At 40.7% G+C, this 25,824-nt stretch carries 31 protein-coding genes; 21 read left to right on the top strand and 10 right to left on the bottom strand.

Going from position 1 to position 25,824, the window contains the following annotated elements:
- The first annotated feature begins 330 nt into the window (after window positions 1-330).
- The 18 genes from CTN01_RS08610 to CTN01_RS23015 all read left to right on the top strand — a co-directional run bounded on the left by CTN01_RS08610 (window position 331) and on the right by CTN01_RS23015 (window position 15,397).
- Window positions 331-1,098: a FliM/FliN family flagellar motor switch protein gene (locus CTN01_RS08610; RefSeq protein ID WP_244156111.1), complete on the top strand. Its 768-nt coding sequence runs from the start codon at window positions 331-333 to the stop codon at window positions 1,096-1,098.
- 2 nt (window positions 1,099-1,100) lie between these two features.
- Window positions 1,101-1,466 (top strand): flagellar motor switch protein FliN, encoded by a 366-nt coding sequence (gene fliN / locus CTN01_RS08605; protein WP_005364349.1) that lies wholly within the window; start codon window positions 1,101-1,103, stop codon window positions 1,464-1,466.
- A gap of 3 nt (window positions 1,467-1,469) precedes the next feature.
- Window positions 1,470-2,261 (top strand): flagellar type III secretion system pore protein FliP, encoded by a 792-nt coding sequence (gene fliP / locus CTN01_RS08600; protein ID WP_045082401.1) that lies wholly within the window; start codon window positions 1,470-1,472, stop codon window positions 2,259-2,261.
- Window positions 2,262-2,279: 18 nt separating this feature from the next.
- Complete coding sequence (fliQ, locus tag CTN01_RS08595) at window positions 2,280-2,549, top strand: flagellar biosynthesis protein FliQ (protein ID WP_005364345.1); 270 nt, start codon at window positions 2,280-2,282, stop codon at window positions 2,547-2,549.
- Window positions 2,549-3,325, top strand: a complete 777-nt coding sequence (gene fliR / locus CTN01_RS08590) for a flagellar biosynthetic protein FliR (protein WP_005364344.1) — start codon at window positions 2,549-2,551, stop codon at window positions 3,323-3,325. The genes fliQ and fliR overlap by 1 nt, the downstream gene beginning before the upstream one ends.
- Window positions 3,322-4,449, top strand: a complete 1,128-nt coding sequence (flhB, locus tag CTN01_RS08585) for a flagellar biosynthesis protein FlhB (RefSeq protein WP_045082403.1) — start codon at window positions 3,322-3,324, stop codon at window positions 4,447-4,449. Before fliR ends, flhB begins: the two co-directional genes overlap by 4 nt.
- A gap of 39 nt (window positions 4,450-4,488) precedes the next feature.
- The gene (gene flhA, locus CTN01_RS08580) at window positions 4,489-6,582 is read left to right on the top strand and encodes a flagellar biosynthesis protein FlhA (RefSeq protein ID WP_045150226.1); all 2,094 of its coding nucleotides are present in this window, start codon (window positions 4,489-4,491) and stop codon (window positions 6,580-6,582) included.
- Window positions 6,583-6,614: 32 nt separating this feature from the next.
- Window positions 6,615-7,439: an EAL domain-containing protein gene (locus tag CTN01_RS08575; protein WP_052957928.1), complete on the top strand. Its 825-nt coding sequence runs from the start codon at window positions 6,615-6,617 to the stop codon at window positions 7,437-7,439.
- 239 nt (window positions 7,440-7,678) lie between these two features.
- Window positions 7,679-8,548, top strand: a complete 870-nt coding sequence (gene lafA / locus CTN01_RS08570) for a lateral flagellin LafA (protein WP_045130194.1) — start codon at window positions 7,679-7,681, stop codon at window positions 8,546-8,548.
- A gap of 251 nt (window positions 8,549-8,799) precedes the next feature.
- Window positions 8,800-10,134 carry a flagellar filament capping protein FliD gene (gene fliD, locus CTN01_RS08565; protein WP_045130195.1) on the top strand — a complete coding sequence of 445 codons (1,335 nt, stop codon included), beginning with the start codon at window positions 8,800-8,802 and terminating at the stop codon, window positions 10,132-10,134.
- A gap of 13 nt (window positions 10,135-10,147) precedes the next feature.
- Window positions 10,148-10,543, top strand: a complete 396-nt coding sequence (gene fliS, locus CTN01_RS08560) for a flagellar export chaperone FliS (RefSeq protein WP_045082406.1) — start codon at window positions 10,148-10,150, stop codon at window positions 10,541-10,543.
- A complete protein-coding gene (locus tag CTN01_RS08555; protein WP_045082407.1) occupies window positions 10,530-10,832 on the top strand; it encodes a hypothetical protein in 303 nt (100 codons plus the stop codon). Before fliS ends, CTN01_RS08555 begins: the two co-directional genes overlap by 14 nt.
- 3 nt (window positions 10,833-10,835) lie before the next feature.
- Window positions 10,836-11,924, top strand: coding sequence for a flagellar hook-length control protein FliK (locus CTN01_RS08550; RefSeq protein WP_045150227.1), 1,089 nt, complete (start codon window positions 10,836-10,838; stop codon window positions 11,922-11,924).
- A 24-nt stretch (window positions 11,925-11,948) separates the two neighbouring features.
- A complete protein-coding gene (locus CTN01_RS08545; RefSeq protein ID WP_045150229.1) occupies window positions 11,949-12,434 on the top strand; it encodes a flagellar basal body-associated FliL family protein in 486 nt (161 codons plus the stop codon).
- 10 nt (window positions 12,435-12,444) lie between these two features.
- The gene (locus CTN01_RS08540) at window positions 12,445-13,173 is read left to right on the top strand and encodes a FliA/WhiG family RNA polymerase sigma factor (RefSeq protein WP_045130199.1); all 729 of its coding nucleotides are present in this window, start codon (window positions 12,445-12,447) and stop codon (window positions 13,171-13,173) included.
- Window positions 13,174-13,182: 9 nt separating this feature from the next.
- A complete protein-coding gene (gene motA / locus CTN01_RS08535; protein WP_005364325.1) occupies window positions 13,183-14,040 on the top strand; it encodes a flagellar motor stator protein MotA in 858 nt (285 codons plus the stop codon).
- The gene (locus CTN01_RS08530) at window positions 14,040-15,038 is read left to right on the top strand and encodes a flagellar motor protein MotB (protein ID WP_045150232.1); all 999 of its coding nucleotides are present in this window, start codon (window positions 14,040-14,042) and stop codon (window positions 15,036-15,038) included. The genes motA and CTN01_RS08530 overlap by 1 nt, the downstream gene beginning before the upstream one ends.
- 65 nt (window positions 15,039-15,103) lie before the next feature.
- The gene (locus CTN01_RS23015) at window positions 15,104-15,397 is read left to right on the top strand and encodes a hypothetical protein (protein WP_039871957.1); all 294 of its coding nucleotides are present in this window, start codon (window positions 15,104-15,106) and stop codon (window positions 15,395-15,397) included.
- On the opposite strand, the gene CTN01_RS08520 is transcribed toward CTN01_RS23015, so the two are convergent.
- Complete coding sequence (locus CTN01_RS08520) at window positions 15,394-15,669, bottom strand: hypothetical protein (protein WP_080896237.1); 276 nt, start codon at window positions 15,667-15,669, stop codon at window positions 15,394-15,396. The two genes, CTN01_RS23015 and CTN01_RS08520, sit on opposite strands and share 4 nt — an antisense overlap.
- A gap of 172 nt (window positions 15,670-15,841) precedes the next feature.
- A complete protein-coding gene (locus CTN01_RS08515) occupies window positions 15,842-16,537 on the bottom strand; it encodes a class I SAM-dependent DNA methyltransferase (protein ID WP_196296835.1) in 696 nt (231 codons plus the stop codon).
- A 452-nt stretch (window positions 16,538-16,989) separates the two neighbouring features.
- On the opposite strand from CTN01_RS08515, the gene CTN01_RS08510 reads away from it, so the two are divergent.
- Together CTN01_RS08510 and CTN01_RS08505 are read left to right on the top strand one after the other, a co-directional pair.
- On the top strand, window positions 16,990-17,271 hold the full coding sequence (locus CTN01_RS08510; RefSeq protein WP_045082415.1) for a hypothetical protein: 282 nt from the start codon (window positions 16,990-16,992) through the stop codon (window positions 17,269-17,271).
- Between the two features lie 71 nt (window positions 17,272-17,342).
- Entirely contained in the window at window positions 17,343-18,050 is a 708-nt protein-coding gene (locus tag CTN01_RS08505; RefSeq protein WP_045130202.1) for an SDR family NAD(P)-dependent oxidoreductase, read from the top strand.
- Window positions 18,051-18,053: 3 nt separating this feature from the next.
- Here CTN01_RS08505 and CTN01_RS08500 read toward each other — a convergent pair whose 3' ends face one another.
- Window positions 18,054-18,950, bottom strand: a complete 897-nt coding sequence (locus CTN01_RS08500; protein ID WP_005364309.1) for a permease — start codon at window positions 18,948-18,950, stop codon at window positions 18,054-18,056.
- Window positions 18,951-19,060: 110 nt separating this feature from the next.
- On the opposite strand from CTN01_RS08500, the gene CTN01_RS08495 reads away from it, so the two are divergent.
- A complete protein-coding gene (locus CTN01_RS08495) occupies window positions 19,061-19,357 on the top strand; it encodes an ArsR/SmtB family transcription factor (protein WP_005364307.1) in 297 nt (98 codons plus the stop codon).
- 17 nt (window positions 19,358-19,374) lie between these two features.
- On the opposite strand, the gene CTN01_RS08490 is transcribed toward CTN01_RS08495, so the two are convergent.
- The 7 genes from CTN01_RS08490 to flgG are packed head-to-tail and all read right to left on the bottom strand — an operon-like array spanning window position 19,375 to window position 25,798.
- Window positions 19,375-20,424, bottom strand: a complete 1,050-nt coding sequence (locus tag CTN01_RS08490) for a flagellin (RefSeq protein WP_107342139.1) — start codon at window positions 20,422-20,424, stop codon at window positions 19,375-19,377.
- A 14-nt stretch (window positions 20,425-20,438) separates the two neighbouring features.
- The gene (gene flgL, locus CTN01_RS08485) at window positions 20,439-21,338 is read right to left on the bottom strand and encodes a flagellar hook-associated protein FlgL (RefSeq protein ID WP_045082418.1); all 900 of its coding nucleotides are present in this window, start codon (window positions 21,336-21,338) and stop codon (window positions 20,439-20,441) included.
- Between the two features lie 10 nt (window positions 21,339-21,348).
- A complete protein-coding gene (gene flgK / locus CTN01_RS08480; RefSeq protein WP_045150234.1) occupies window positions 21,349-22,716 on the bottom strand; it encodes a flagellar hook-associated protein FlgK in 1,368 nt (455 codons plus the stop codon).
- A 5-nt stretch (window positions 22,717-22,721) separates the two neighbouring features.
- Entirely contained in the window at window positions 22,722-23,204 is a 483-nt protein-coding gene (locus tag CTN01_RS08475) for a rod-binding protein (protein ID WP_045128046.1), read from the bottom strand.
- A gap of 9 nt (window positions 23,205-23,213) precedes the next feature.
- On the bottom strand, window positions 23,214-24,281 hold the full coding sequence (locus tag CTN01_RS08470; protein ID WP_230627007.1) for a flagellar basal body P-ring protein FlgI: 1,068 nt from the start codon (window positions 24,279-24,281) through the stop codon (window positions 23,214-23,216).
- A 53-nt stretch (window positions 24,282-24,334) separates the two neighbouring features.
- The gene (gene flgH / locus CTN01_RS08465) at window positions 24,335-25,003 is read right to left on the bottom strand and encodes a flagellar basal body L-ring protein FlgH (protein WP_005364296.1); all 669 of its coding nucleotides are present in this window, start codon (window positions 25,001-25,003) and stop codon (window positions 24,335-24,337) included.
- Window positions 25,004-25,012: 9 nt separating this feature from the next.
- Window positions 25,013-25,798, bottom strand: coding sequence for a flagellar basal-body rod protein FlgG (gene flgG / locus CTN01_RS08460; protein ID WP_045082420.1), 786 nt, complete (start codon window positions 25,796-25,798; stop codon window positions 25,013-25,015).
- Between the last annotated feature and the right edge of the window lie 26 nt (window positions 25,799-25,824).

Raw genomic sequence — 25,824 nt, 5'->3', positions numbered from 1 at the left:
CGATTAAATATTATACTAAAGTCTAATGTTATTTCATTATTAATCATAAGTTTAGCCACGCAAATTCATTTAATTTAACTTCATCATAATCGAAGTTTTTTAAATTTAAACATTAAAACAATTTTTATTTCATCGAATACTAATGGTATGAACTAAAGTCACATTTTTGCTCTTAAATGTTTTTAATTTATATCTTCATAGTTATAAACACGATAAACATATTTATATATTACGAATAAACATCAACTACACTTTATTTTTACCCACTTAATTATGATAGCTATGGAATATATAAAATCAGATTTTGACAAAAGATATCCCATATTGAATGTGGAATTGCTAGGAAAACCTATTCATATAATCAAAGATGAATTAGCTAATATTTTAAATAATTCATTACTAGGGTTGACTGACCAAATCCAAAAATGGGTGAAAACCCATGAACTGACTATATCGGTTACTAGTATTGATTTTCAATCCCCAAAACAGGGACAACATGCGGCATTTACGGTAGCCCATAATGACGGTGGTATGATGAATTTTCGTTGTTCTGCACCGCTGCTCATTGCACTCGCCGATCGCTTTTATCACTCGCCTGTAAATCGGCTAAATAGTCATAAAAGTCAAACTATTACTTCGAGTGATTTGCGTTTACAAGAACGGATAGGACGACTTTTTTCAGCTCAGATAGCACCTGAAGATATGTGGCAACCCTGTGATAATTCACTATCAGATGATATCGGCTTAGTCATTCAACTTTCAGTTACCTGTGAAGAGACAATTGGCGACATCATCATCTGTATTGATTCCGCACTAATTCAAACATTAACCAGCGTTATTGGCTTACAACCCACTTCTGAACTCAATGCACTCTTTAGTCAGCAACTTGAATCGACCAAGGTCAAACTCAACACTGTTTTATGTGAAAAACAGATGCCTTTAGACCAAGTATTGCAGCTAAAGCCCGGTGATATCTTCGATATTGATTTATTGCAGTCCTCTCCGATCAGTATCGGTCAAGAGCACTTATTTAACGGCCATGTCGCAGAGCAAAACGGTCAACTTGTTTTAATCATCAACACCAGTAAGGACACATAAGCATGAGCGATATTAACGAATCCGACCTATTCAATGGTGATGACCTCAATTTTGACGATCTTCAGCTAGAACAGTTTGAAGAAACACCTCAACTCGATAGCAGCATGTCGCAACGTAGCTTAAGTTTTTTCAAAAAGATCCCCGTGACTGTCACGCTTGAGGTCTCAAGCACAGAAATCTCATTAGGTGAGTTAATGAAAGCCGGTGAAGGCAGTGTTATTGAGCTAGATAAACTCAACGGTGAACCGCTTGATGTGAAAGTGAATGGGTCACTGATGGGGCATGCCGAAGTGGTTGTGATCAATGAGAAATATGGCCTACGGCTGATTGATGTCGTCGAATCACCTCTTAACACCATGGATGGTTAACCAATGATCGCTCAGGGATACCACTTGCTGACAAGAACATGTCAACAGCGCCATTGTTTGTATTTGCTAACATTGTTGCTTATTACTCTCGGCGTACTGTTTTCTTCGGCAGCAGAAGCCAATAGTGGGCTGAACTTCTTGACCGTTACAGATGATCAAGGCGAGCAAGAATACAGTGTGAAATTACAGATCTTGTTGTTAATGACAGCACTGAGTTTTATCCCTGCCTTTCTACTCATGGCGACCAGTTTTACCCGCATCATCATCGTACTTTCTATTTTGCGCCAAGCACTGGGTTTACAACAAAGCCCGCCAAATAGAATACTGGTGGGTATCGCTTTGTCACTGACGATTTTGATCATGCGTCCGGTCTGGACGGATGTGTACGATAATGCCTTTGTCCCTTATGACAACGGTGATATTACCCTTTTACAAGCCTTTGATACTGCCGAAAAACCTGTTCGTGATTTCATGTTAAAGCAAACCCATCAAAGTGCTTTAGAGCAGATGATGCGTATTGCCAACGAACCATTAGACCAGGATGTGGAGGATATTTCGTTTGCTATCGTGTTACCTGCTTTTGTGATCAGTGAGCTTAAAACAGCATTTCAAATTGGTTTTATGTTGTTCATTCCTTTTTTGATCATCGATCTCGTAGTTGCCAGTGTTTTGATGGCAATGGGTATGATGATGCTGTCACCGCTGATTATTTCTCTACCTTTCAAATTGATCGTGTTTGTACTCGCTGATGGCTGGACCATGACGGTCGGATCGCTATCTGCCAGCTTTGGATAAAAAAGAAAGGAGTAAATGATGACCCCAGAGCTTGCTGTCGATCTATTTTCCAATGCGGTTTGGCTAATTATCAATATGGTAATGGTACTTGTTATCCCGGGGTTATTAGTCGGGTTAGTGATTGCCGTCTTTCAAGCCGCGACCCAAATCAACGAGCAAACCTTAAGTTTTCTACCCCGTTTAATCATGACGTTACTGATGGTGATTTTTGCCGGACATTGGATGCTAAGGCGCTTAATGGAATTATTTGATTACCTCTTTCATAACATTCCGGGAATGATTGGCTAATGGCTATCTCGTTTGCAGAGCTAAACGCCCTTCTCGCTCAGTTTTGGTGGCCGTTTTTTCGCATTGGGGCTGCCATGTTAGCCATGCCATTTTTTGGTGATGCGTTAATTCCTATCTGGGTACGCGCTTTGTTAGCACTTGCTATCAGCTTTATTGCCGCGCCACTTATGCCAGCTATGCCCACGACAGATTTACTTTCTCTCTCGGCACTTATGCTGGCTTTTGAGCAAGCAATATGGGGACTGTTATTCGGCTTAATTATCCATTTCCTATTCTCCATCATGACATTGTTAGGTCAGATCATTTCATTACAAATGGGCTTAGGTATGGCAATGATGAACGATCCCGTTAATGGTGTTTCAGTCGCGATTCTAGGTCGAATGTTTTTACTGTTTTCCACTCTGTTGTTTCTGGCTTTAGATGGGCATTTATTGGTCATTGATATTCTGGTGCAAAGCTTTACCTCTTGGCCTGTAGGTAGTGGGTTGGCTGTATCATCAGTAAAACAAATACTCGCACTTTTTGGTTGGATGTTCAGTTCAGCCCTAGCCATCGCTCTGCCCGCTATTGTTTCGATGCTTCTAGCTAATATCAGTTTCGGGGTGATGAACCGCGCCGCACCTAGTTTAAACGTTTACGCATTAGGCTTTCCTATGACCATGTTGTTAGGACTCTTTAGTGTCTTAATTTCTGTCAGTGGTGTACCTGCACGTTATGTCGAGTTAGTCCATTACAGCCTAGATCAGCTTCAACTTTATATTTCGGGGGGCGCATGAGTCAGTCATCGGCACAAGATAAAACTGAAAAAGCCACTCCGCAGAAAATCCGCAAAGCACGAGAGCAAGGTCAGATCCCACGCGCCAAAGACTTCACTGCCGCCACGATTTTTATTGCGGTTGTGGTTTTCTTTTATTTCCAAATTGATGCAATTTGGCAGGCGCTGAATGGCGTCTTTAAATTGAACATGACAATATCTCATGATGGTTTACGCTCACCTTGGCTAGCGATTGAAGCATTAGGTACAAGCTTAGCCATTATCATTCAATTACTGCTGCCATTATTTGGTTTGATTCTGATCACTGCTATCGCCAGCAGTTTACTGATTGGTGGTTGGCTATTCTACCCTGCTGGTATATTGCCAAAATTATCAAAAATCGATCCCATTGCGGGGATAAAACGGATGTTTTCAACGCGATCTTTGGTCGAACTTTTGAAATCGACACTCAAAGTATGTGTGATTTTTCTTCTTCTATATCTCTATCTTGATGCCAATTTAAGCCGCTTACTTGGAATGCAAAACTTGCCACTGAAACAAGGTGTGTCATTGATCCTGACGATTCTCTTTCATGGCATTTTGCTGATGGGCGTGGCGCTATTGTTATTTGGTTTAATTGATATTCCTTATCAAAAATGGGAGCACGCCAAAGAGCTGAAAATGACCAAACAAGAGCTCAAAGAAGAATTTAAAAGTAATGAAGGTAATCCAGAAATCAAACAACGCATTCGTCAAATTCAACAGCAATTCGCCCGTAGAAAAATTGATACAGCAGTGCCTAAAGCTGATGTAGTTATCGTCAACCCAACCCATTATGCCGTTGCGATTAAATACGATACCACACTCTCTGAAGCACCTTTTGTGGTAGCAAAAGGCATAGACGAAGCGGCAATGCATATTCAAACCATCGCCAAACAACACGATGTTGAGATCTTACATTCACCACCATTAACTCGTGCGATTTATCACAGCACCCAGATAGAGCAAGCGATCCCAAGCCAACTCTATGTCGCCGTGGCTCATATATTAACTTATGTTTTACAGCTTAAAGCCTTTCGACAAGGTAAAGGAAATCAACCACAAACGTTACCCAATTTTGTTATCCCAAAACATTTACAGCATTAATTTCAGCGCATTTTTACCGGATTGGATGAAGGACTTCACATGTTAAATTGGCTCACAACACTCAAACAGTCGAGTAAAGGTTATATCGGTATTCCTATCGCCTTACTGATGATTCTGGCAATGGTAATTTTGCCATTACCTCCTATGCTGCTCGATGCCTTATTCACCTTTAATATTGTCTTGGCAATCTTGGTATTGTTAGTCAGTACCACAGCCAAAAGGCCGTTAGACTTTTCTGTTTTCCCCACCATTTTGTTAGTCGCGACATTAATGCGACTCACTTTGAATGTGGCCTCAACGCGTATCGTATTATTGGAAGGTCATAATGGTGGCGATGCCGCAGGTAAAGTGATCCAAGCTTTTGGTGAAGTCGTTATTGGCGGTAACTACGTTGTGGGTATGGTGATTTTCGTGATTTTAATGATCATCAACTTTGTGGTGATCACTAAAGGTGGCGAACGTATATCTGAGGTAGCAGCCCGTTTCACCCTTGATGCCCTACCCGGAAAACAAATGGCAATAGATGCCGATTTAAACGCTGGCATTATTGACCAAAATCAAGCTAAACAGCGCCGTCGTGATGTTGCTAATGAAGCGGATTTTTACGGTTCAATGGATGGTGCTTCAAAGTTCGTTCGTGGTGATGCCATTGCGGGTTTATTAATCCTATTTATCAATATCATCGGTGGTATCAGTATCGGTGTTTTTGAGTACGGACTCAGCGCCTCTGATGCTTTTAAAACATACGCCTTACTGACTATTGGTGATGGTCTTGTCGCGCAAATTCCTTCACTGCTATTAGCAACTTCTGCCGCTATTATTGTCACTCGTATTAACGACAGTGATGATGACATGACGCAAGCTATGCAGAACCAACTGCTTGCCTCACCTGCAACCTTATTCACTGTTGCTTCTGTGATGGCAATCATAGGTATTGTGCCAGGCATGCCGCACTTGGCATTTTTCAGCTTTGCCGCAGTATTAGCCTTTGCGGGCTGGCGACAATATAAAAAACCTCAACACCACCAGCAACTTGACGAGGTTGAAGCCGTTTCTCAAGCCATGCAACTCGACCACGAAACGCCATTAACATGGGATGACATTCCTCATGTTCAAAGTATGTCGTTATCGCTCGGTTTTCGTTTAGTCCATCTGGTTAATAAAGAGCAAGGCGCGCCACTTACCCAACGTATTCGCGGTGTTCGTAAAAATCTCTCTGAACAAGTCGGCTATTTGCTGCCTGAAGTGAATATTCGCGACAACCTAAGCTTAAAACCGAATCACTATACTATTGCCGTTCATGGCGAGATCATTGAACAAGGCAGCATTGAGCCTGAGCGTTTAATGGCTATTGCCGTGGGTGATACCTATGGCGAAATAGATGGCATCCTTGGTCATGATCCTGCTTATCAACTCCCTGCGGTGTGGATTGAAAATAGCAATAAGGCAAAGGCCCTGAACATGGGTTACCAAGTCGTTGATGATGCTACAGTAATTGCCACTCACTTAAGCAAAGTGATGAAAGTACATTTAGCCGATTTGTTTACCCATGATGATGTAGATTTCATTAACCAACGTTTAGCGCAGCAGGCGCCGAAATTAGCAGAAAGTTTAAGTGCAGCATTAACGCCCGCTCAGCAACTGAAGGTGTATCGCCAATTACTCATTGATCAAGTGCCACTTAAAGATATCCGTACCATTGCCAATACCATGTTAGAAGCATCTGAAAACACAAAAGATCCAATCTTAATTGCTGCAGATGTACGTTGCAGCTTACGCCGTACCTTGGTGAATCTACTCAATGGTGATAAGAAAGATCTTAACGTCTATGCCCTATCCGATGAACTTGAACAGATGTTATTAACATCGCTCCAACAAGCACAAGCGAGTGGCAATGTGATGCTAGATAGTTTTCCAATTGAGCCAAATATTTTAAGCCAATTTCAACAAAATATGCCGCTTGCGAAGCAACAATTAAAACAGCAAGGCGCAGCCCCTGTTTTACTAGTAATGCCACAATTACGACCACTGCTATCTCGCTATGCGCGTACTTTCGCCCAAGGCTTAGCAGTATTGTCTTATAACGAAGTTCCTGAAAATAAGAATATCAATATCATTGGCAACTTAGGTTAATTCATTCCCGTGAAATTGAACGAGGACGAGCTATGACAACTCAACACACATTACACACCATGGACGAACTTTACAGTTACATTCAAGGTATTATCCCATCGTTAACCCGTAATAACGACGATGCAATCCTACTTGACGCATTTGATCAAAACGATATTAGTCATGTGTGTCAGGCAATTCGAGAAACCACCACTAATCAAGTAACCTACCAACACCTAACATTACGTTTTGGTAGCAATAACGAACAAAGTGTTTACCAATTTGATGTCTCTAAACCTGTACAGTTTCTATTTGATCTCTACAGCTTATATTTAGCCATCCGCCATATCGAGTTTCAGCTATCGACTTTCCATAAAGATATTATTAACCCCTTGGTGGTTCCGATAAATTCAGAAACGCTATCATGGCCTATTGGACAAGGCTTTATTAATCAGGTCTTTCAACATCATTCCGTTGCAATGCAGTACATTATTCCCTGTGTTCAACTTCATGACATGGATAATAGTGAATGCCATAACATGATGACGTTAAATGCAAATTTAGAATCATTAAAAAAGAAAGCGGTAAAACTCTGGGTAGATATTATCCCACCCACCCGCTATTTAGAGACAATAAATAACATTAAACCTGACGCAATTAAAACGTCTCATATTCTTAATGATGATCATAAGCGCTCAGGTCTAATTCCCGTTATTCGCTTTATACGTAAAAACAACACATTATTTATTGCGGGACGGGTGGGTAGCCAGCATGAATTAAAGCAATATCGACTACTTGGTGCGCAATATTATTTCGGTTACGTTAGTGATATACCGATATCAGTATCAATGAAAAAACAAGTAGCGAATAATAATTAAATAAAAAATCATGACTTTTATATCTCTACAGCCCCATATAAATTAATGAGGTTTTCTTATCTAATAGTATGAATAGTTAATAAGAAAACCTCATTTATTTGGCTCAATATCAAATTTATTTCCCTATTCTGTTATTTTTTGAAAATATTAAAAATAAAAATTAATGATCTTTTCCAACTGACCGCATAGATACATTGAGCAGGAAATACCTCGATAGATTGATTACAAGGAGAACTATCATGGCTCTATCTATGCACACCAATTACGCATCACTGGTTACACAAAATACACTGAGCAATACTAGCAATTTGTTAAACACAGCAATGGAACGTTTAAGTACTGGTTACCGTGTAAATTCAGCCGCAGATGATGCTGCTGGTCTTCAAATCGCAACTCGTCTTGATGCGCAAACTCGTGGCATGTCAGTAGCTATGCGTAACTCGCAAGACGGTATTTCAATGATGCAAACCGCTGAAGGTGCATTTGATGAAATGACTAACATCGTCTACCGCATGAATGACCTTGCAACACAGGCATCAAACGGCACAGTATCAGCAAACGACCGAACAGCGCTTGATGCAGAATTCCAACAGCTTGGTGAAGAGCTTGCCAACGTAATGGCCTCAACCAGCTTCGGTGGACAAGATATACTAACCGATGCCGGCTCATTTGGTGCTGCTGCGGTTAATTTCCAAATTGGTACTCAAGCAGGTGATCAACTTGCGGTTGATGTATCTACTGAAGTACAAGCAGTGAATGCAACCATTGGTACTTCAGGCTCATTAGCTTTAGGTGATTTGACTTCTGCAGGTAACGCACAAACAGCACTAGATACCCTGACTGGCGCAAACGGTGAAGCAGGTTTACTGAAAGAAATTGGTGATGCACGTTCTGCACTGGGTGCCAACATTAACCGTCTTGACCACACTATCACTAACCTAGGCAACATGGTTGAAAATGTATCTGCAGCCAAAGGTCGTATTGTTGATGCTGACTTTGCAGTGGAATCTTCAAGCATGACTAAAAACCAAATGTTAATGCAAGCGGGCACAACGGTACTTTCCCAAACTAACCAGTTACCGGGTATGGCAATGTCATTACTTCGCTAAACAATGTGGTTTCTTTTTCCTAAGCCTCCTTCGTGGAGGCTTTTTTGTAACCAGTAGATGTCAATAAATCGGAATTTAGTAAATCAAACTGTTGGTTGACGGAACATAGGAATAAAGCAGGAAATAACAAACGGAAGTCACTTTTCCGCCATCTAACCTAACAACCATAACCAACTGTTTTTAAATGATTTATACAGAAGATTTTTTGGCATGGCTCTTGCGAATATAGCTAGTCACTTAAGGAGCATTAGATGAATACAATTGATCCAGCGCAAATGGCACGTAACCTTGCAACGGCAGATACACAAAAATTCCAACAACGCGCCCAATTTCAAGCAGATAAATACCAAAGCCAATTAACTGCACTGGGAAAAGTAGAATCTGCCCTACGTGATTTTCGCTCAACAATTCAAAGCATCAACAGTTCAACAACCAGTATTATTCAGAATAAAGCCACGTTGAGTGACGACAATCATTTTACGGTTAATGCGAATGCTCAAGCGTTAAGTGGCAGTTATCAGATCTTTGTTGAACAAATTGCCAGTGCACACCAGGTTAAAACAGGGATGCCAGCGAATTTAGATTCAACAACGTCAGTACCTAACACAGGAACACTTTCATTCACTATTGATGGTCAAACCCTTGATCTCGATCTGTCGACAATAGATAGCGATGGTGATGGGCAATCCACGATATCAGAGCTCACAACGGCGATTAATAATCACCCCGATAACCCCGGAGTCAATGCCACGCTAGTTCGTACCAGTGGGCAAACTCACTTTATGCTATCGAGCACCGAAACGGGCCTAGCAAATACTTTAAGTGTTAACGCAAGCACAGGTACAGCATGGTTTGATGATGCTTTTACTAACTTAACTGAAATAAGTACGCCACAAGACGCAGTGATTTGGCTCGGTGCTGAAACTACCGGCTTAAAACTGACCAACAGCAGTAATACCTTTTCAAATGTCATTGATGGTATTGATATCACTGCAACCAAAGCACAAACCTCTGGTGATCCCGCTCTTTCTATGGCTATCGATACCGATCAAGATGCTACTTTAGAGCAAGTTAACGCTTTTATTGAAAGCTATAACAAGGTGATGAGTACCCTTGATAGTTATACTCAAACAGGATCAGCAGACACTCAACGCGGCGCACTAGCCAATGACCCCACCCTTCGATCTATTGAATCGCAATTAAACAATTTATTACGCGATCAATTTGAAGGAAAAAGATTGTCAGAAATTGGGATTAGCCTTAATCGCGAAGGCAAACTTGAAGTCGATAAAGATAGCTTTAAAAACGCACAACAAACCATGGGGGCAACTATTGAGTCCATGTTTAACGGCGACGGAAATTTACTCGATTCATTAGAAGATTCACTTAAACCTTTTCTTCAGTTCTCTTCAGGGATATTCACTTCTCGCAAAGAAGCATTACGGAGCAACATCGACCGTATCGACGATAAACAAGTCGCCCTCGATCGTAAATACGAAATGGCTTATACCCGCTACCTCAAACAATTCACCCAGATGAATCAAATCATGACACAAATGCAGCAAACCCAAGGATTATTTGGTTAAAAGGAGTACAACAATGTTAATGCAAGATGCAGGTTTTAATTCATATAAACAAGTCGACTTGGATGCACAAGCCGCTTCAGCCTCCCCTCATCAATTAGTCTTGATGCTCATTGATGGCTTTCAAAATGAACTGATCCGTGCACAAGGACATATCGAAGCAAAACGACTCGATGCCAAGGGGATCAGCATTAATAAATGCATGAATATCTTAATAGGGCTAGATAGTGCGTTAGATTTAGAGCTTGGAGGTGAAGTTGCAGCTAATTTGCATGATCTTTATGAATTTTGTCAGCTTGAACTTTACCAAGCAAGTGTCAAAAACGATATCTCCCACCTCGATAATGTCACATTAGTGATGAACAACATTCGAGAAGGCTGGCAAGGGTTTGGGCAGCATGCAGCCAAATAATTCCATATCGCTAAAAGTACTCACAGCAAAAATTCAGCAAGCTGCTGAGACTGAAAACTGGTCTCGCTTACAGCAGCTTGATGATGTGTTACGTACGCTGTTACTACCGCTTAAATCGAAACCTAAAACAGCGCAACAGCAAGTACAAATAACGGCGTTAATGGCTGCACATCGCCAAGCATATCTTGCGTTACAACAAGCACAACAAATACTGCAACAAAAAATAGCAACTGCTGACAAGGAAAAAGAACGCCTTGATGCTTATCAGTCAGCCAACAGTATGGAGTGAACAATGTTAATTAATACTGCGCTCACCAAAATTGACAATGTATCGTCATCATCTGATATCAAACAAGCTGGGATGCTTGTTGAAAGCTCAGACGCTACAGTAGGACAAGAAGGTTTCTCGAAAACATTACAAACATTTTCCCAGCAAAGCGAAAGTACCTTACCAGAGCTGCTATTAGGAAATGCTAATGCAACAGATCTTGAAAAGATAGACTCTGCAACAGTATCGCAACACCAAACATTGCTGCCGGTAGCGCCAAGTGAAATTGAAACAACCGTAACTACACCAATCATAGGTGATTTTTCACTTAATCACTTAGCTACACCGTCAACCACAAGCACACTGTCCTCTGCTTCATTTACGCAGCAACCAGATCTTAAGAGTGCATTATCAAGTTCTCATCAGATTCTAGACGGTGTTAATACATCAGCGATCAACCATGCAAACAATCCTACTAAGGGAGTAATAGCACCACTAACCATAACTTCACAACCAAGTTCAGCCTTAGAGCAAATGTCATCGTTGAACGTGGTAAAAACACCGGTTTTCAATAGTGAAATGCCCGTTGCACAATCGGTTCAAAATCTTACAGCAGTCGAACAAGTTTTATCTGCTCAAACACAAACACAAACTAACATAACGGTTAATCGTGTGAATTGGGCTCCTATAAGTGTTGATCCTCAATCTCCACAATGGGGTGAGAAAATGCTGAATATTCTACAAGATCGCGTTTCTCTTCAAGCGACACAAAACATGCAAGAAGCACGTATTCGTTTAGATCCACCGGATCTTGGCAAACTTGATCTGATCGTCAAAATGGATGGCGATAAGTTGAATGTTCAAATCAATGCTAATAACACTGCTGTACGTGATGCACTTAACCAAGTATCTGAACGTTTACGTCATGATCTCCAGCAGCAGTTTGTCAGTGTCGATGTCAACATCAGTCAAGGTAAGCAACATTCCCATTCAGATCAAAACGCACAACATTCAACCCAAGATGATAACGATCATAGGGTAATCACTTCCTCGTCATCAGCAGACGTTGAAACATCGACAACTAATGAGCATTGGCTATCCACGCTCGCATAATTTTTCTTATTTAGGATCAGGATGATGACTAATAAAAAAACGATTTCTAACCTCTTTATCATATTGCTGATCAGCATTATTGTTGCTGTTGCCACTTTTAGCGCTACCCTATGGTATAGCCAACAGAATACGTCCACTCCAAACATAAATTCATGGATCACAAAAGTCTTTCAATCAGAGCCAGAAGCCACGGCACAGCCTGCTTTTCATCCTCTCGATAAGGTCGTTGTCAGTGTAAAAGGCGAACGCCAAACTCATTATGTGATGATTGAGCTAGCAGTCCAAACCCACTATCCCGAACGAATAAAACAAATCGATAGCTATATGCCGCTCGTTCGCAATGCATTACTCAAAATGTTCAGTAAGAAAAAGTATGAAGAGTTACAAAACCAGCAATCTATCGATCAATTACAGCAAGAAGTAAAACAAACCCTGACCGCAGCCTTTGCCAATACCACGATCGCTCGTGATATCGATGATGTGCTTTTTACCAAATACGTCATTCAATAATGAGGTGAGTATGCTTGATCACAACCCAACCACTCACTATGAACCCGACACAGCTCCATCGTCGCAACAGAATCATATTGATGAAGATTTATTAATCCGTAATCACCTTGTTTTAGTTAAACGCGTGGTTAATCAACTTCGTCACCATACTAGCTCATATTGCAGTTATGAAGACATGCAACAAATTGGACTAATTGGGCTGTTAGAAGCAGCGCGACGTTATGGCGATGTCGAGGATCCTCAATTTCCAGCGTTTGCTATATGTCGTATTCGTGGTGCGATTTTAGACGAGCTGCGACGACTAGATTGGCGTTCTCGTCATACACGCCAGCAAGCCCATGAGCTTAACGACATTACCCGTGACTTAATGAAGCAACTTGGCCGACAACCCACAGAAGCTGAGATCACATCTGCGCTTGGGATTGATAGTGAAAATTATCAACTGCGTTTACAAGCCAGTATGGCAAGTGAAATGCAAAGCCTTGACCAATTGCTAGAGGCTGGAAAAGAACTAGATTCACCGTTGGAATATAACGGTGTTGAACATGAACATATGCGTCGGACATTGGAATACGCTTTAACGCAATTATCAAAACGAGAGCAGTTGTTGCTGACCCTGTTTTATCAACATGAGCTCAATCTGCATGAGATCGCGTTAGTGCTTAACCTTACTCCACCGCGTATTTGTCAGCTGCATAAACAAGCACTGAAATCCCTCAATCACTATTTATCGGCTTAGGAGCTGTATATGCAAAAGTTTATCGGTGCCATCATCATTATTATTTGTGTTTTTGGTGGCTACGTTTGGGCTGGCGGAAATTTACGTGCGATTTGGCAACCTGCTGAATTTTTAATTATTGCCGGAGCTACATTAGGCTCGTTGATCATTGGTAATCCACCGCATGTATTAAAAGAAATGCGCCAACAATTTCGTCAAGTACTCTCGCCTCGTAATAATGAGGCTCAGTACTACATGGAATTGATGGCATTACTGCAAACCTTGCTTGATACCGTTCGTAATAAAGGCTTTAAAGCACTCGATGAGCATATTGAGTCGCCTCAAAGCAGCACAATTTTTAATCGTTATCCTCTCATTAAGCATGATCATCATGTTATTTCTTTCATTACAGACAATTTACGTTTAATGGCAATGGGACAAATGTCGCCTTATGAACTTGAAGGGTTATTAGAACAAGAAATCAGTGCAATAGAAGAAGACTTACTCTTGCCTTCACGTTCTATGCAACGTACCGCAGAAGCCTTACCTGGATTTGGTATTTTGGCAGCGGTCATGGGGATTATCATTACCATGCAAGCCATTGATGGCTCTATCGCCATGATCGGCTATCACGTTGCTGCCGCATTAGTCGGTACTTTTCTTGGGATTTTTGGCTGTTATTGCATTCTAGATCCTGCCAGTAATGCCATGGCACAGCGCGTTAAACGCAATATGTCAGCATTTGAATGTATAAGAGCAACACTTGTCGCCTATGTCGCTAAAAAGCCAACCTTATTAGCTATTGACGCAGGAAGAAAACATATTCAGCTAGACATTAAACCTACATTTAACGAAATGGAGAGGTGGCTAACTGAACAGGAGGGATAATGCAGAACACAGAGCAGATCGTCTTTAAACGTGCAGCAAAACGACATTCACATCAACAACACGGTGGCGCATGGAAAGTCGCTTTTGCTGATTTTATGATTGCTCTTATGGCACTATTTTTAGTGCTTTGGCTGATGCAAGTAGTTGATCAAAAAGAACGTAAAGCCATTGTCGCTTACGTAAATAGTGCCAGCGTTTTTGACGAAGGGGCTGGCAATCCTTTTGATACCGCCAACAGCTTATCCCCTATTGATTTCGGCGGCGAAGCTGCCGATCTAAGCTCTCACAATGCAGCGATGACAATAAAATCGTTTTTTGATGGTAACGGTGATGGCCCAGAGCGTGATGCGTTAATTCCAGGTAGTTTTGAAACCCAAGAGCAATTAGCGATCCTTGCTTCGGTCGTTGAAGAAACCGCTAAGCAAGTATCAGCTCAAGGTAATATTTCGGTTGATGTTACACCGCAAGGGTTGAGGATCATTTTACAAGATGACTTCAAACAAAATATGTTTCATCGTGGCAGTGCTAATTTAACGCCCTTTTTTGAAGATGTATTATTAAGTATTGCCCCTATTTTTAAACAAATCAGCAATTCACTGATCATCAGTGGCCATACTGATGCGACTCCGTTTAAACGCCAGTTTAGTAATAGATCAAACTGGGAACTCTCCTCTTCCCGTGCCAATGTCGCAAGACAGACGCTGATTGCTGGCGGCATGCCAAGCAATCGAGTACTTCAAGTTGCAGCAATGGCAGAACGCGCCCTACTGAACAAACAATCCCCTAACGCCAGTGAAAATCGTCGGATTGAATTATTTATCTTAACTACCCCAGCAGCAAGCGTTGTAGATGCTCTTTTTGGTACCGGAAATCCTGATAACATTATTGATAAAGCTTACGAAAAAGCGCGTTTTAATCAACCAGTGCTAAGAAGCGACTATATAAACCATTCAGTCACCCAGCCAAAAGAAATACAGCCCGTCGTGTCTAATTTATAAGCTATATTTTATAAATATTGAATACAATGCTTGGTTTTGGTGAGATTTTAGTGGATGTGTGCCCAATGACTCATACACAAATAAAACAGCGTAAAGCTGATAATTTACAAAAGACTTTTCTATGGCTGATCGTCATAGATTATATTCTGCTGTCTTTTTTTCTATTTCAGCTAGGCTCGCTCGACTTACGTACTGGCACAATGATCAGCCTGTTATTGATCTTTTATAATGGTTTATTAGCGTTTTTTTGTTTTCATCGCGCGAATAGAACAGATGACAGCTACATTATTTACCCTATCATCTCAGCTATATTGCTCGCTTTCGTCTGCTTTTTATATTTCTTCTTTTTAGTAGCTTAACGTTGACGACAAAAAAATCTTACCACTATTTTCCCCAGCCAAAAGCTAACCGCAAACAATGAGATAAAAAAGACACTACTACATACGTACGCCCACGTAGCAGATAAACGAAAAAAATAACCAAAGCTAAATGCAATGCCATTAAATGCTTCAAACGGCATCTGTAACCATGGCGTATTGGTAGAACTTCCTATTGTTGCAACCACACAAACTAAAACAATACAGGCAATACATAAGCCCAGTTTATTTTCGACATGCTTCATTTTATTCATCAGCTCTGTATTCGTTATTGTGCTTTATAAACGAATATGTAAATTACCATAGAATGACTTCATTATTAATTGTGGCAAAACAATTAAATAAATAGAAAAATACAAACGGGTAACATCTAAAACGGATCACCCAACTGTAACCATTAATAACCGTTGGATGACCCTTTTGTTGTTACTTCTTCACACACACTACGATTGCATTACCTGATTCCCCATTCCAAGGAATAAGTTTCTCGTAGTCATGCTCAAACATATGAACATCAAAATATGGTTCAAGTAGCGCTTGAAGTTCAATAAAGCTCACCGCAACCATTGGATGCTCATCATGCCAAATTTCAGTATTGAGTGTATCCGCTTTTTCAATACTCAATTTCAGCGCTTGTTTTTCACCTTCACCTTGATAATACCAACCAGAGCTGAAAGTAAAGCGACAGCTATCATGTTCAACACTGTGGCTGACAAAGTAACTGTTGTTGATTAAGTTCTTTTCAACCGCATTGAAACAAAATATACCATCTTCTTTTAACGCCGCATGTGCACTTTCAATACAACGCGTTAAATTGGCAAGACCGTCGCTGTAATGAATGGAATACAAGAAACAGGTGATCAAATCCAATGGCTGATCAACTTTAAATTCACACATATTCTGCAAAACAAAGTCGGCTTCTGGACAGCGAAGCTTTGCTAGATCCAGCATTGGCTGATTGATATCTAAACCAGCACTTTGAAAGCCATTATCAATAAAATGACGAACATGAGGGCCTGTACCACAGGCTAGATCTAGATGTCGCGTACCTTTATTACCAAAAAGCTGGTGAAGGCGACGAATACACTCGGCTTGAGCTTGATAATTAATATCAGCACACATTAAATCGTAGTAAGAAGATAGATCTGTATACAGCGCTGTAGAAGTGGTTGTTGCCAATATCTTATACCGTGTAGGTTTATTAACTGGCGCGGATAGTATAGTAATTGACGCCCGTTCAAAAACACGGATTTTTATCATTACGATAAATTTTATTTACCAAAATACTTTAAAAGTAATATGAATTGAGCGCATCCCTTTAATAAGAGTGCTAACAACACGCTATGTAGATGATCATCGCTAAGGGATTTACATCCTCTTACAAATAAAACTGAGAAGCTTTCCCTTGTTTGTCTAGTTATTGATCACATAGGATAAAAGCATACTTTTACAGCTAAATTTAATCAGAACGCTATAGCTAAATATTATTTCAATGTATTTGCAGAACCAAAGACGTATTACTCAAACTTTTGTTTTCAATTTTTATACGCTTGGTGAAATATAGGGGAATAATTATGGCGATTAAATTTCAGTTCTTTACGCTTAACAACGACAGAAAACAATACACTTTTATAGATATGTCATCTTCGACATTTCTGAAAGAGAAAGAAGAATTACTGTCTCAAGGCTTTGAAGTGTTAGATGATGTGATTTATGCAGAAACAAGTGAAGAAGCAGTAGAGCACTATAAGTCGAACTTCATCTACGTATTAGAAGAATATAACAAAGCTGATAATCCCTTTTATAGTGTATTACTCATTTTCGAATCTATTCGAGATTACTTTAAGCGTAAGTAATTAAAACAAAACTATTTAGCTAAACTCATCGTATAGATACTTTGTTATTTCAATACGATGAGTTTCTCTTTATGCATATATTGATATTAGGTGGCACAGGTGGCATTGGTTCAGCCTTAATAAAAACATATCTAAGCCAAGGTGCAGTCAATCATATCCATGCGACATACCACAACAGCCATCCAACTATTGAACACCCTCAACTCACTTGGCATCGTACTGATGTCAGCAAAGATTCTGATGTGGCTAAATTATCAGAAACAGTTGGCCAGCTGGATATCGTGATCAATGCGGTTGGCATGTTACACAGTGGCGATATGATGCCAGAAAAAACGATTACTCAATTTGATAGTGATTTTTTTAATCAAAATATCTCAACGAACGTATTACCTACACTGCTAATCGCTAAGCACTTATCTCCTAAATTAAAATCAAAAACATTGAATTACTTTGTTACTGTTTCGGCAAAAATTGGCAGTATTGAAGACAATAATATAGGTGGATGGATAAGTTACCGAAGTTCAAAAGCAGCATTAAATATGGCTTTGAAAACGATTAGTATTGAATGGAAAAATAAAAAATTTAATACCTGTGTATTCGCTTTTCACCCCGGTACTACAGACACAAACTTATCAAAGCCTTTTCAGCGCAACGTGCCAGAAGGTAATTTACAAACGCCAGAAAAAGTCGCTGCAGCATTAATTAACTTGCTACAGCGACTGAGCTTAAAAGATAATGGAAAATTCTTCAGTTACGATGGCACTGAAATTCCATGGTAAGGGCTAAAAAATCCAGCTATATAAGTAACCTGAACTCATAGCCATGGTTAAAACAACCGTAACAAAAGCAATAATCATTGGTGTTTTAAATATCGATTTTAATAAGATGACTTCTGTTAAACTTGCGCCAGCACTACCAATAATTAATGCCATCACCGCCCCTAATCCCATTCCTTTTGCAGCTAATGCGGCACTCAATGGAATGACGGCTTCTGCACGAATATATAATGGAATACCAATGACAGCCGCTACCGGAATCGCAAATGGATTGTTATCACTTGCGATTTTCGCAATGAACTCAGTTGGCATAAAACCATAAATCAATGAGCCAATAGCAATACCACCGATTAAGTATGGCAGTACTTTTTTAAAGTCTTTCCATGTTGTGTTCCAGATTTTTTTCCATTTATTTGTTTCAACTTTCGCTCCGCCACAGCTTTTAGCACCACATGATGATTCAGGTTCGATATAGGCTTCTGGTTTTACAAAGCGTTCAAAGTTGAGCTTTTCTAATAGCACGCCGGCAATAACAGATACACCCATCGCCATCACAAAATAGAATGCAGCAACTTTGATACCAAAGGTTACGACAAATAAACCAATGATAACGGGGTTAAGCAGAGGACTTGCTAAAAGGAACACCATCATGGTTCCAAAGCCCGCTTTAGCTCTAAGTAATCCTTTTAAAAACGGGATTGTTGAACAAGAACAAAACGGAGTAATAGCTGCTAATAATGCAGCAACAACATAACCCTTACCTTTCTTTCCACTTAATATTCTCTGAATTTTTGCCGGTGGAATATAGCTTTGTAATACACCAACCAAAAAACTAATCAACAAAAACAGTAGCGTTAACTCAGTCGCCAAAAAGAGGAACATCTCTAACGTATCTTTTAACATCACAGCACCAATCTATATTTCTAGAATAATAGAAATATAATTGATCTTTATTGGATAGATCAAGACATTTCTAGTAATATCGAAATATAAAATCAGTAAGGGCACTCACAATGAATACAGAAATCATTGCTAAGGCATTGAAAGAATTAGGACATCCGACACGATTGATGATTTACAAAACAGTGATTAGAGCGGGTCATCAAGGTATTGCTGTTGGGGGGTTACAAGAAAAGCTTTCTGTTCCAGGTTCAACCCTCTCTCATCATATTGCCGGGCTGGCCTCTGCGGGGCTCATTTCACAACGCAGAGAAGGACGAACTTTGTTTTGTGTCGCGGAATATCAGAAACTGGATTCAGTGATTGCGTACCTTCAAGATGAATGTTGTGCAGACGAAAGTCAGAAATAAACATGTAGTCAGTGACATTATTTCAATAAAGCGACAACGGTATGACGATGTACATTCGCTTGTGCTGCTAAAGAGCGATACGTTGCACTAAATTGCTGGTTTCCAGCCCCCGAGAGTTGGCTAAGCTTTTCTTCTACTTGCTTAACATCGCCCAGCGACGTGTTTGCTTTCGCATCTGCCATTTGTTTAGCCAATACCGCCTGATAAGCTTTGATATCATCAAGGCTTTGTTGCACTTGCCGTAAATGTTGGTTCACTTTAACTAAAGTATCGCGAATTTGCTCACGGTTATTAAAAGTAAATTGACTATCTTCAATACCTTCAGGCTCAGGCTTAATCGTCAGGGTATTGGCCTGCCCTGCAGGGTATCGATGCCCTTGACCAATTACCTGTACTTTTCCTTCCACCCCTTGAAAGCCTTGCTCATTGGTTCGAAATACAATATCGCCGTTATCTTGTTGCGATGCTCGAAGACCAAAAGGGATCACATGACGATCTATTTGCGAAACTAAGGCTTTATCACTTAGTTTCGCATCCATATTCACAACAACCGTTCCCAACTGTTGAAAGCTTAATTTAATAAGCTCACTGTGCTCTCGCTGACGCTGAACATTCAGACCGGGAACAGAAAATGTACGTGTTATTGGTCTATCAATATTAACTTTTAGCTCTGCATCAATAACACGAAGTCCGTCGCTCTTAGCGTTATTCAATGTGTGTTTTATCGAATCAAGATGATGATTAGCATTGTTTTGAGCTGACGGAGAAACAGCGCGTTGAGCAATAAGCTCAGTACTTAAGATCTTCTTTATTGCTTGTAAGTCCCGCCCTACAACACCTAAAGCTTGTTTTGCTATTTGTACCGATGTTACTTGCTGCTGACCCTTGGCGAGTAAGGTTTTGGAAACCGTGTATCCATCTTGCTGATAGCTTAATTGTTTTAAGTTCGAACCAGCGATTTTCTTGGTATCGATTGTGTCTGCGGCAGACGGAACAATGGCAGCTTTCTTGCTCGCATTAGCAAAATTTATACTCTGAGTTCTAACTTCCGATGTACTTGTAACCATAGTTCTTTGCTACCTTACAATCGATTAAACAATGAAAGGTCGTTAATTTTCATGTAGCTTGCCTGTGTAGCCTGAAGCGCAGCCATATAATTATTTAAACGAACCGATGCTTCACCATAATCCAACGCTTCTAGATCATTGGTTACGGCTTCAACAAATAACTTATTATCACCATGGCTGGTTTCCATTAAATCTAAATTATTATGGCGCCCACCAATATCGGTTACTGCTGCTAAAACATTATCATGCGTTATATCTAGAGTATTTAACGTTGCTTGTAAGGTGTTATTGAGATTTGCTGTCGGGGCTTGTAACTCGGTTATCGCTGCGTCAATCTGATTTAAGATATTATTACCGCCAAGATCGAGCATTTCTTGTGAAGCAAAATTTGCTTCCATCGTAACGCCTTTGGCTACCGTCACTACGCGCTTATCGCTATTACCTTCAAAAATATAGCCACCAGCAGGTTGTGCTGTAATCGCTGGGACATCACTTTGAGTACCGGAAAAAAGGTAATTACCCTCTTCATCTTGAACGTTAAATGAAGACATAAAAGCATCACGTAAGCTGACTAATTTATTCGCATAACTTTCTCTATCAGCATCTGATATGGCACCATTTGACGCTAATAACAACGTATCTCGCATATCCTTTAACGTATCACTTGCGGCCATTAAATGAACTTCTTGCGAAGATAGCGCGGTTTTCACATTACTAATGTTATCTTGGTACTGATTTATCGCGCTATTTTCACGGTCTAAATTCAATAAATTAATAGAATCAATTGGGTTATCAGATAATTTGAGTAAGCGCTGACCTGTTGACATCTGCGCTAACACTTCACCTAAGCCTTGGTTATTTTTTGATAGGCTGGTTAACATTAGCTGGCTAAATTGCGTATCACTGACTCTCATCATTCATCCCTTACAATAATCGTAATACTGAGTCGAACAGTTCATTGGCTGTACTGATCACTTTCATGTTTGCTTGATAAGCATTAGTAAATGTCATTAGGTTTGCCGCTTCTTCATCACTGTTAACCGCACTTAAATTATCTCGTGCTGCGTTAGCTTGACTAAATAAGGTTTCTGCGGCTTTTTGATCAACGGCGGCTTGTCTCGTTTCTATTGCCGTTTTACCCACCATAGAAGCAAATGCATCATTCAAGGTCACACTACCTAACCCAGTGATCGCCATTGGTTTTGTCGACAAATCGATCAAGGCTTGTAACGTATCACTGTTACCCGGTGTCCCATCTGAAGATAATGCCAGCTCAGCAGGTGTGATCGCTGTGATATCAAGACTGCCCGCTGGTGAATTAGGATCGAATGAAAACAATGCTTGGCCTGGATTACCATTTAAATCAAAACCCGTCGCTAATACCTGATTAAATTCGGTTGCTAGGTTTTGTGCCATCTCATCAAGGGCTTGTTGGGTCGGTTTTAAGGTGTCTTTGAGATAGTTATCAAATGATCCTAACTGCCCTCCTAACTCACCTGTAACAGCAAAGGTTTGCCCAGAAAAATTAATTTCGATGTTCTTAATAAACGGCTCATTAACTATCGGAGTCGATTTTAATTGCGCAGCATCACTACCTAAAATCAAAGGCTGACCAGATGCCAGAGTAACTTGTAGGCTACCATCTGGTTGCTGAGTTGAACTGATCTCAACCACTTCAGAAAGTTGTTTAATTAATACATCACGTTCATCAATAAGCTGAGAAGGATTACCGCCTGTCGCTTGTGTCTCTACAACGCGGTGGTTTATATCTGCAATATTGTTCATTAAGCTGTTAACATGCTCAATAGACGCCGTAGCCTTGTCACTAATACGCTTACCCTGGCCATGTAAAGATTCAGACAAGGTATTAAAGCGACGAGATAACGCTTTAGCTTCATTAATAATTTGCTGGCGATTAGGGGTAGATTCCGGTTTAAGTGTCGCGTCATTTAACGCTGAATATAAAGAATCAAGACCTGCACTAATATTAAAGCCCTCTCCACCTAATAGGCTTTCGAGCATCGTCATATTGTCTAAATTCGCATTGCTTGCTGCCTGTTGGCTGGTTGCTGCCCATGTTTGTTTTACAATGAATTGATCTGATATACGTCGAATACTGGCAATTTCAACACCACTTCCCGCACTTAATATATCGTTGCCAGCAAGAGCGCTCATCATCGCCTGCTGTCGACTAAATCCAGGCGTATTAACATTAGCAATATTATGAGCAGTAACATCAAGCGCCGTTTTATTGGCATTTAATCCTGTTAAACCAATATTAATCATATTCATAGCGATTACTGCTCCTTGTAAGATTGCAATGATTGTTGAAAAGCAGTACACGTTCGCATTGCCAATTGATCGGCCGCTTCATTATTAACAGGCTTTGGTGTGACTTGTTTTTCCAGTGCTTGATGAGTTAATGCGGCACTATTTTGAACATCATTAAATCCTTGGTTAGGATTTAACTGTTTCATCAACATTTCTTTAATGCCTGTTTGCTGTTGTTTCGCCATTTCAATTGCCAACTGACCATCATAAAAATCGCGATAGACACTCTGTTGTTTGCTGGAAAATGGATTATCTTCATCAGCCAAGACATCACTACTACTTCGCATTTGACGTAAAACCATTTGTAAAAACATCGCTTCAAATTGCCCAGCAACCACTTCTAAACCTTGCTCATCAGATAGCGAATGTTTGATTTGCTGCAAACCATTATTATCATGGTATAGAACATTATTTTTGTTAATTGTGCTGATATTGTCGTCGATCTTCATCTAACTCTCCTAAATCACTACCAGCTCTGCATTCAATGCGCCTGCTTCATGTAGCGCCTGCAAAATAGACATAAGATCATCAGGTGACGCACCTAAACTGTTCACGGCATTTACGATAGTATTAAGCTCAGTCCCTTCAGGCCAAATATACATTTGTGCCTCATCTTGGTTGATATCAACTTTAGAATTATTAACTCGCTCTGTTGTGCCTTGACTAAAGGCATTGGGCTGGCTGATTTGATCACTTTCTGAAATCGTCACTGTAAGATTACCGTGGCTCACAGCCGCTTCACTAACACGGACATTTTTGCCAACCACAACCGTTCCTGTTCTCGCATTAAATACCACCCGCGCAGCTTTTCTCCCTGTCATCACTTTTAAGTCTTCCAACATCGACATAAAAGTCACCCGCTGTTGTAAGTCTTGTGGCGCGCGCATTTCCACTCGACCTTTACTGATCGCAGTCGCAACTTTTGGGCCGAAAGTCGCGTTTATTGCACGGGAAATATTTTTCGCTGTAGTAAAGCTCGGTTGGCGTAAATTTAACGTGACGATACTGCTGTTATTAAAGTCTGTCGGTATTTCTCGCTCTAACGTTGCACCATTAGGAATGCGTCCTGTTGTAGGTGTATTGACCGTGATTTTTGAGCCACTTTGCCCTTCTGCTTTTACCCCTCCAACAACAACATTTCCCTGTGCAACAGCATAAACTTCACCATCGATACCTCTAAGTGGCGTCAATAATAAAGTACCGCCACGTAGGCTTTTTGCATCACCAATAGATGAAACAACAACATTGAGCTCTTGGCCGGGTCCCGCCATCGCTTCAACGGTAGCCGTCACACTCACTGAAGCGACATTTTTAAGCTTTGGATCGATCCTATCGCCAATTTGTACCCCAAATTGACGCAGCATATTGGTAATAGACTGGCTGGTAAATTTCACTTGATTTCGATCTCCTGAGCCATCAAGACCAACCACCAAACCATAACCCACCAGCTGATTTGAGCGTATGCCTTGCACATCCACTAAATCCATCATAGGTACTGCTGTTTTAGCGCTAACGTTAAGCGGCATCCAACCAAACGTCACACACAAAAAAGACAGGATAAAATAAACCATTTTTTTCATTAGAAAGGCATCCATGGGCTAGTGAAAAATTGTGTTAACCAGCCTGCAGCATTGCTATCAGCCAGTGCGCCTCTGCCAGAATAAGTGATCCTCGCATCACCAATACGTTGAGAAGATACTTGGTTATGACGATTAACATCATCAACCCGAACCACGCCCGTTAAGCGTATGTATTCATCCCCTTGGTTAAGTCGAATCCACTTTTCACCACGGATCATCAGCACGCCATTAGGTAATACTTTATGTACAGTGACAGTGATTGCCCCTTGTAACTTATTGCCTTGAGTGCTTGCAGCAGTACCATCAAAACCACGATCACCGCTGACACTGGCAGAGAGATCATCAAAGGTTTTATTGCCTAATGTCGGCGCTGCAAATTCAATTGAGGAGGATTTACCAAACTTGGTATTGGCTTTTTTGCTTGACTGCGTTTGCTCATCCAACTCTACCGTTAATACATCGCCGACCCTATAGGCACGGCGATCTTGAAACAAAGTCATCGAATAATTATGGCGATACAAGCTGCCATGCTTGGCTTCAGGTAAGCTGTAATCAAGATCCGGTGGCGCAAATGCAGCATCATTAGGTTCAGGCGGAATAAATTCTTCACGCACTGCACAACCTGATACAAAAGAGAGAAAACATAGCAGCATTAAAAGCGTCTTCATCCTCACTCCTTACACGGCTTGAGCGACAAATTTCAGCATGTCATCAGCGGCAGACACTACTTTGGCATTCATTTCATAAGCGCGTTGAGTGGTGATCATATCAACCATTTCTTCAACTACTTGCACGTTTGAGCCTTCTAGCGCCCCTTGTTTCAAACTGCCTGCTCCATCAGTGCCTGCAATCATCTCTTGCGGCTGACCACTGGCTTGTGTCTCTTTATAAAGGTTACCGCCAATCGCTTCTAAACCTGCTGGATTAATAAATTTCGCCAAGGTAATTTGCCCCAACTCTTGCGGCTGAGGATCCCCTGCAAGCGTTGCCGTTACAATGCCATCTACGCCAATGGATATCGTATTCGCTTCTTCAGGTATTTGAATTTGCGGTTGAAGTGGTAGACCTTGTCCGTTCACCATTAAACCTTCAGAGTTAACGTGAAACTGTCCATTTCGGCTAAACATCACTTCACCATCGGAATTCTCTATTTGGAAAAAACCCGAGCCCATAACAGCAAGATCCAACTGTTGTTGGGTATTTTGTGAATTCCCTTGCGTAAATACTTTTTGTGTGCCGACTACACGTACACCACTACCAAGCTGTACTCCACTCGGTAATTGATTTAACTGATCGACTTGCGCGCCTGGTTGACGTTGAATGCTGTAAAACAAATCTTCAAAAACAACACGATCACGTTTAAAACCTACCGTATTAACATTGGCAAGGTTGTTTGAAATCGCAGTCATTTTTGTATCTTGTGCTGCCATTCCTGTTTTACTGACCCAAAGTGCTGAATGCATGATGACTCTCCTTGTAATTATTGCTA

Origin of the sequence: Photobacterium angustum (assembly GCF_003026365.1) — a bacterium.
Classification (GTDB): Bacteria; Pseudomonadota; Gammaproteobacteria; order Enterobacterales; family Vibrionaceae; genus Photobacterium; species Photobacterium angustum.
Note: the sequence above shows the minus strand (reverse complement) of the source record. Positions and strands in the feature narration are given on the sequence as shown.

Excerpts from the sequence above, each read along its gene's own strand:
- fliN (WP_005364349.1), top strand. The coding sequence starts at position 1,101 with ATGAGCGATATTAACGAATCCGACCTATTCAATGGTGATGACCTCAAT.
- fliP (WP_045082401.1), top strand. The coding sequence starts at position 1,470 with ATGATCGCTCAGGGATACCACTTGCTGACAAGAACATGTCAACAGCGC.
- fliQ (WP_005364345.1), top strand. The coding sequence starts at position 2,280 with ATGACCCCAGAGCTTGCTGTCGATCTATTTTCCAATGCGGTTTGGCTA.
- fliR (WP_005364344.1), top strand. The coding sequence starts at position 2,549 with ATGGCTATCTCGTTTGCAGAGCTAAACGCCCTTCTCGCTCAGTTTTGG.
- flhB (WP_045082403.1), top strand. The coding sequence starts at position 3,322 with ATGAGTCAGTCATCGGCACAAGATAAAACTGAAAAAGCCACTCCGCAG.
- flhA (WP_045150226.1), top strand. The coding sequence starts at position 4,489 with ATGTTAAATTGGCTCACAACACTCAAACAGTCGAGTAAAGGTTATATC.
- CTN01_RS08575 (WP_052957928.1), top strand. The coding sequence starts at position 6,615 with ATGACAACTCAACACACATTACACACCATGGACGAACTTTACAGTTAC.
- lafA (WP_045130194.1), top strand. The coding sequence starts at position 7,679 with ATGGCTCTATCTATGCACACCAATTACGCATCACTGGTTACACAAAAT.
- fliD (WP_045130195.1), top strand. The coding sequence starts at position 8,800 with ATGAATACAATTGATCCAGCGCAAATGGCACGTAACCTTGCAACGGCA.
- fliS (WP_045082406.1), top strand. The coding sequence starts at position 10,148 with ATGTTAATGCAAGATGCAGGTTTTAATTCATATAAACAAGTCGACTTG.
- CTN01_RS08555 (WP_045082407.1), top strand. The coding sequence starts at position 10,530 with ATGCAGCCAAATAATTCCATATCGCTAAAAGTACTCACAGCAAAAATT.
- CTN01_RS08550 (WP_045150227.1), top strand. The coding sequence starts at position 10,836 with ATGTTAATTAATACTGCGCTCACCAAAATTGACAATGTATCGTCATCA.
- CTN01_RS08545 (WP_045150229.1), top strand. The coding sequence starts at position 11,949 with ATGACTAATAAAAAAACGATTTCTAACCTCTTTATCATATTGCTGATC.
- CTN01_RS08540 (WP_045130199.1), top strand. The coding sequence starts at position 12,445 with ATGCTTGATCACAACCCAACCACTCACTATGAACCCGACACAGCTCCA.
- motA (WP_005364325.1), top strand. The coding sequence starts at position 13,183 with ATGCAAAAGTTTATCGGTGCCATCATCATTATTATTTGTGTTTTTGGT.
- CTN01_RS08530 (WP_045150232.1), top strand. The coding sequence starts at position 14,040 with ATGCAGAACACAGAGCAGATCGTCTTTAAACGTGCAGCAAAACGACAT.
- CTN01_RS23015 (WP_039871957.1), top strand. The coding sequence starts at position 15,104 with ATGACTCATACACAAATAAAACAGCGTAAAGCTGATAATTTACAAAAG.
- CTN01_RS08520 (WP_080896237.1), bottom strand. The coding sequence starts at position 15,669 with ATGAATAAAATGAAGCATGTCGAAAATAAACTGGGCTTATGTATTGCC.
- CTN01_RS08515 (WP_196296835.1), bottom strand. The coding sequence starts at position 16,537 with ATGTGTGCTGATATTAATTATCAAGCTCAAGCCGAGTGTATTCGTCGC.
- CTN01_RS08510 (WP_045082415.1), top strand. The coding sequence starts at position 16,990 with ATGGCGATTAAATTTCAGTTCTTTACGCTTAACAACGACAGAAAACAA.
- CTN01_RS08505 (WP_045130202.1), top strand. The coding sequence starts at position 17,343 with ATGCATATATTGATATTAGGTGGCACAGGTGGCATTGGTTCAGCCTTA.
- CTN01_RS08500 (WP_005364309.1), bottom strand. The coding sequence starts at position 18,950 with ATGTTAAAAGATACGTTAGAGATGTTCCTCTTTTTGGCGACTGAGTTA.
- CTN01_RS08495 (WP_005364307.1), top strand. The coding sequence starts at position 19,061 with ATGAATACAGAAATCATTGCTAAGGCATTGAAAGAATTAGGACATCCG.
- CTN01_RS08490 (WP_107342139.1), bottom strand. The coding sequence starts at position 20,424 with ATGGTTACAAGTACATCGGAAGTTAGAACTCAGAGTATAAATTTTGCT.
- flgL (WP_045082418.1), bottom strand. The coding sequence starts at position 21,338 with ATGAGAGTCAGTGATACGCAATTTAGCCAGCTAATGTTAACCAGCCTA.
- flgK (WP_045150234.1), bottom strand. The coding sequence starts at position 22,716 with ATGAATATGATTAATATTGGTTTAACAGGATTAAATGCCAATAAAACG.
- CTN01_RS08475 (WP_045128046.1), bottom strand. The coding sequence starts at position 23,204 with ATGAAGATCGACGACAATATCAGCACAATTAACAAAAATAATGTTCTA.
- CTN01_RS08470 (WP_230627007.1), bottom strand. The coding sequence starts at position 24,281 with ATGCCGCTTAACGTTAGCGCTAAAACAGCAGTACCTATGATGGATTTA.
- flgH (WP_005364296.1), bottom strand. The coding sequence starts at position 25,003 with ATGAAGACGCTTTTAATGCTGCTATGTTTTCTCTCTTTTGTATCAGGT.
- flgG (WP_045082420.1), bottom strand. The coding sequence starts at position 25,798 with ATGCATTCAGCACTTTGGGTCAGTAAAACAGGAATGGCAGCACAAGAT.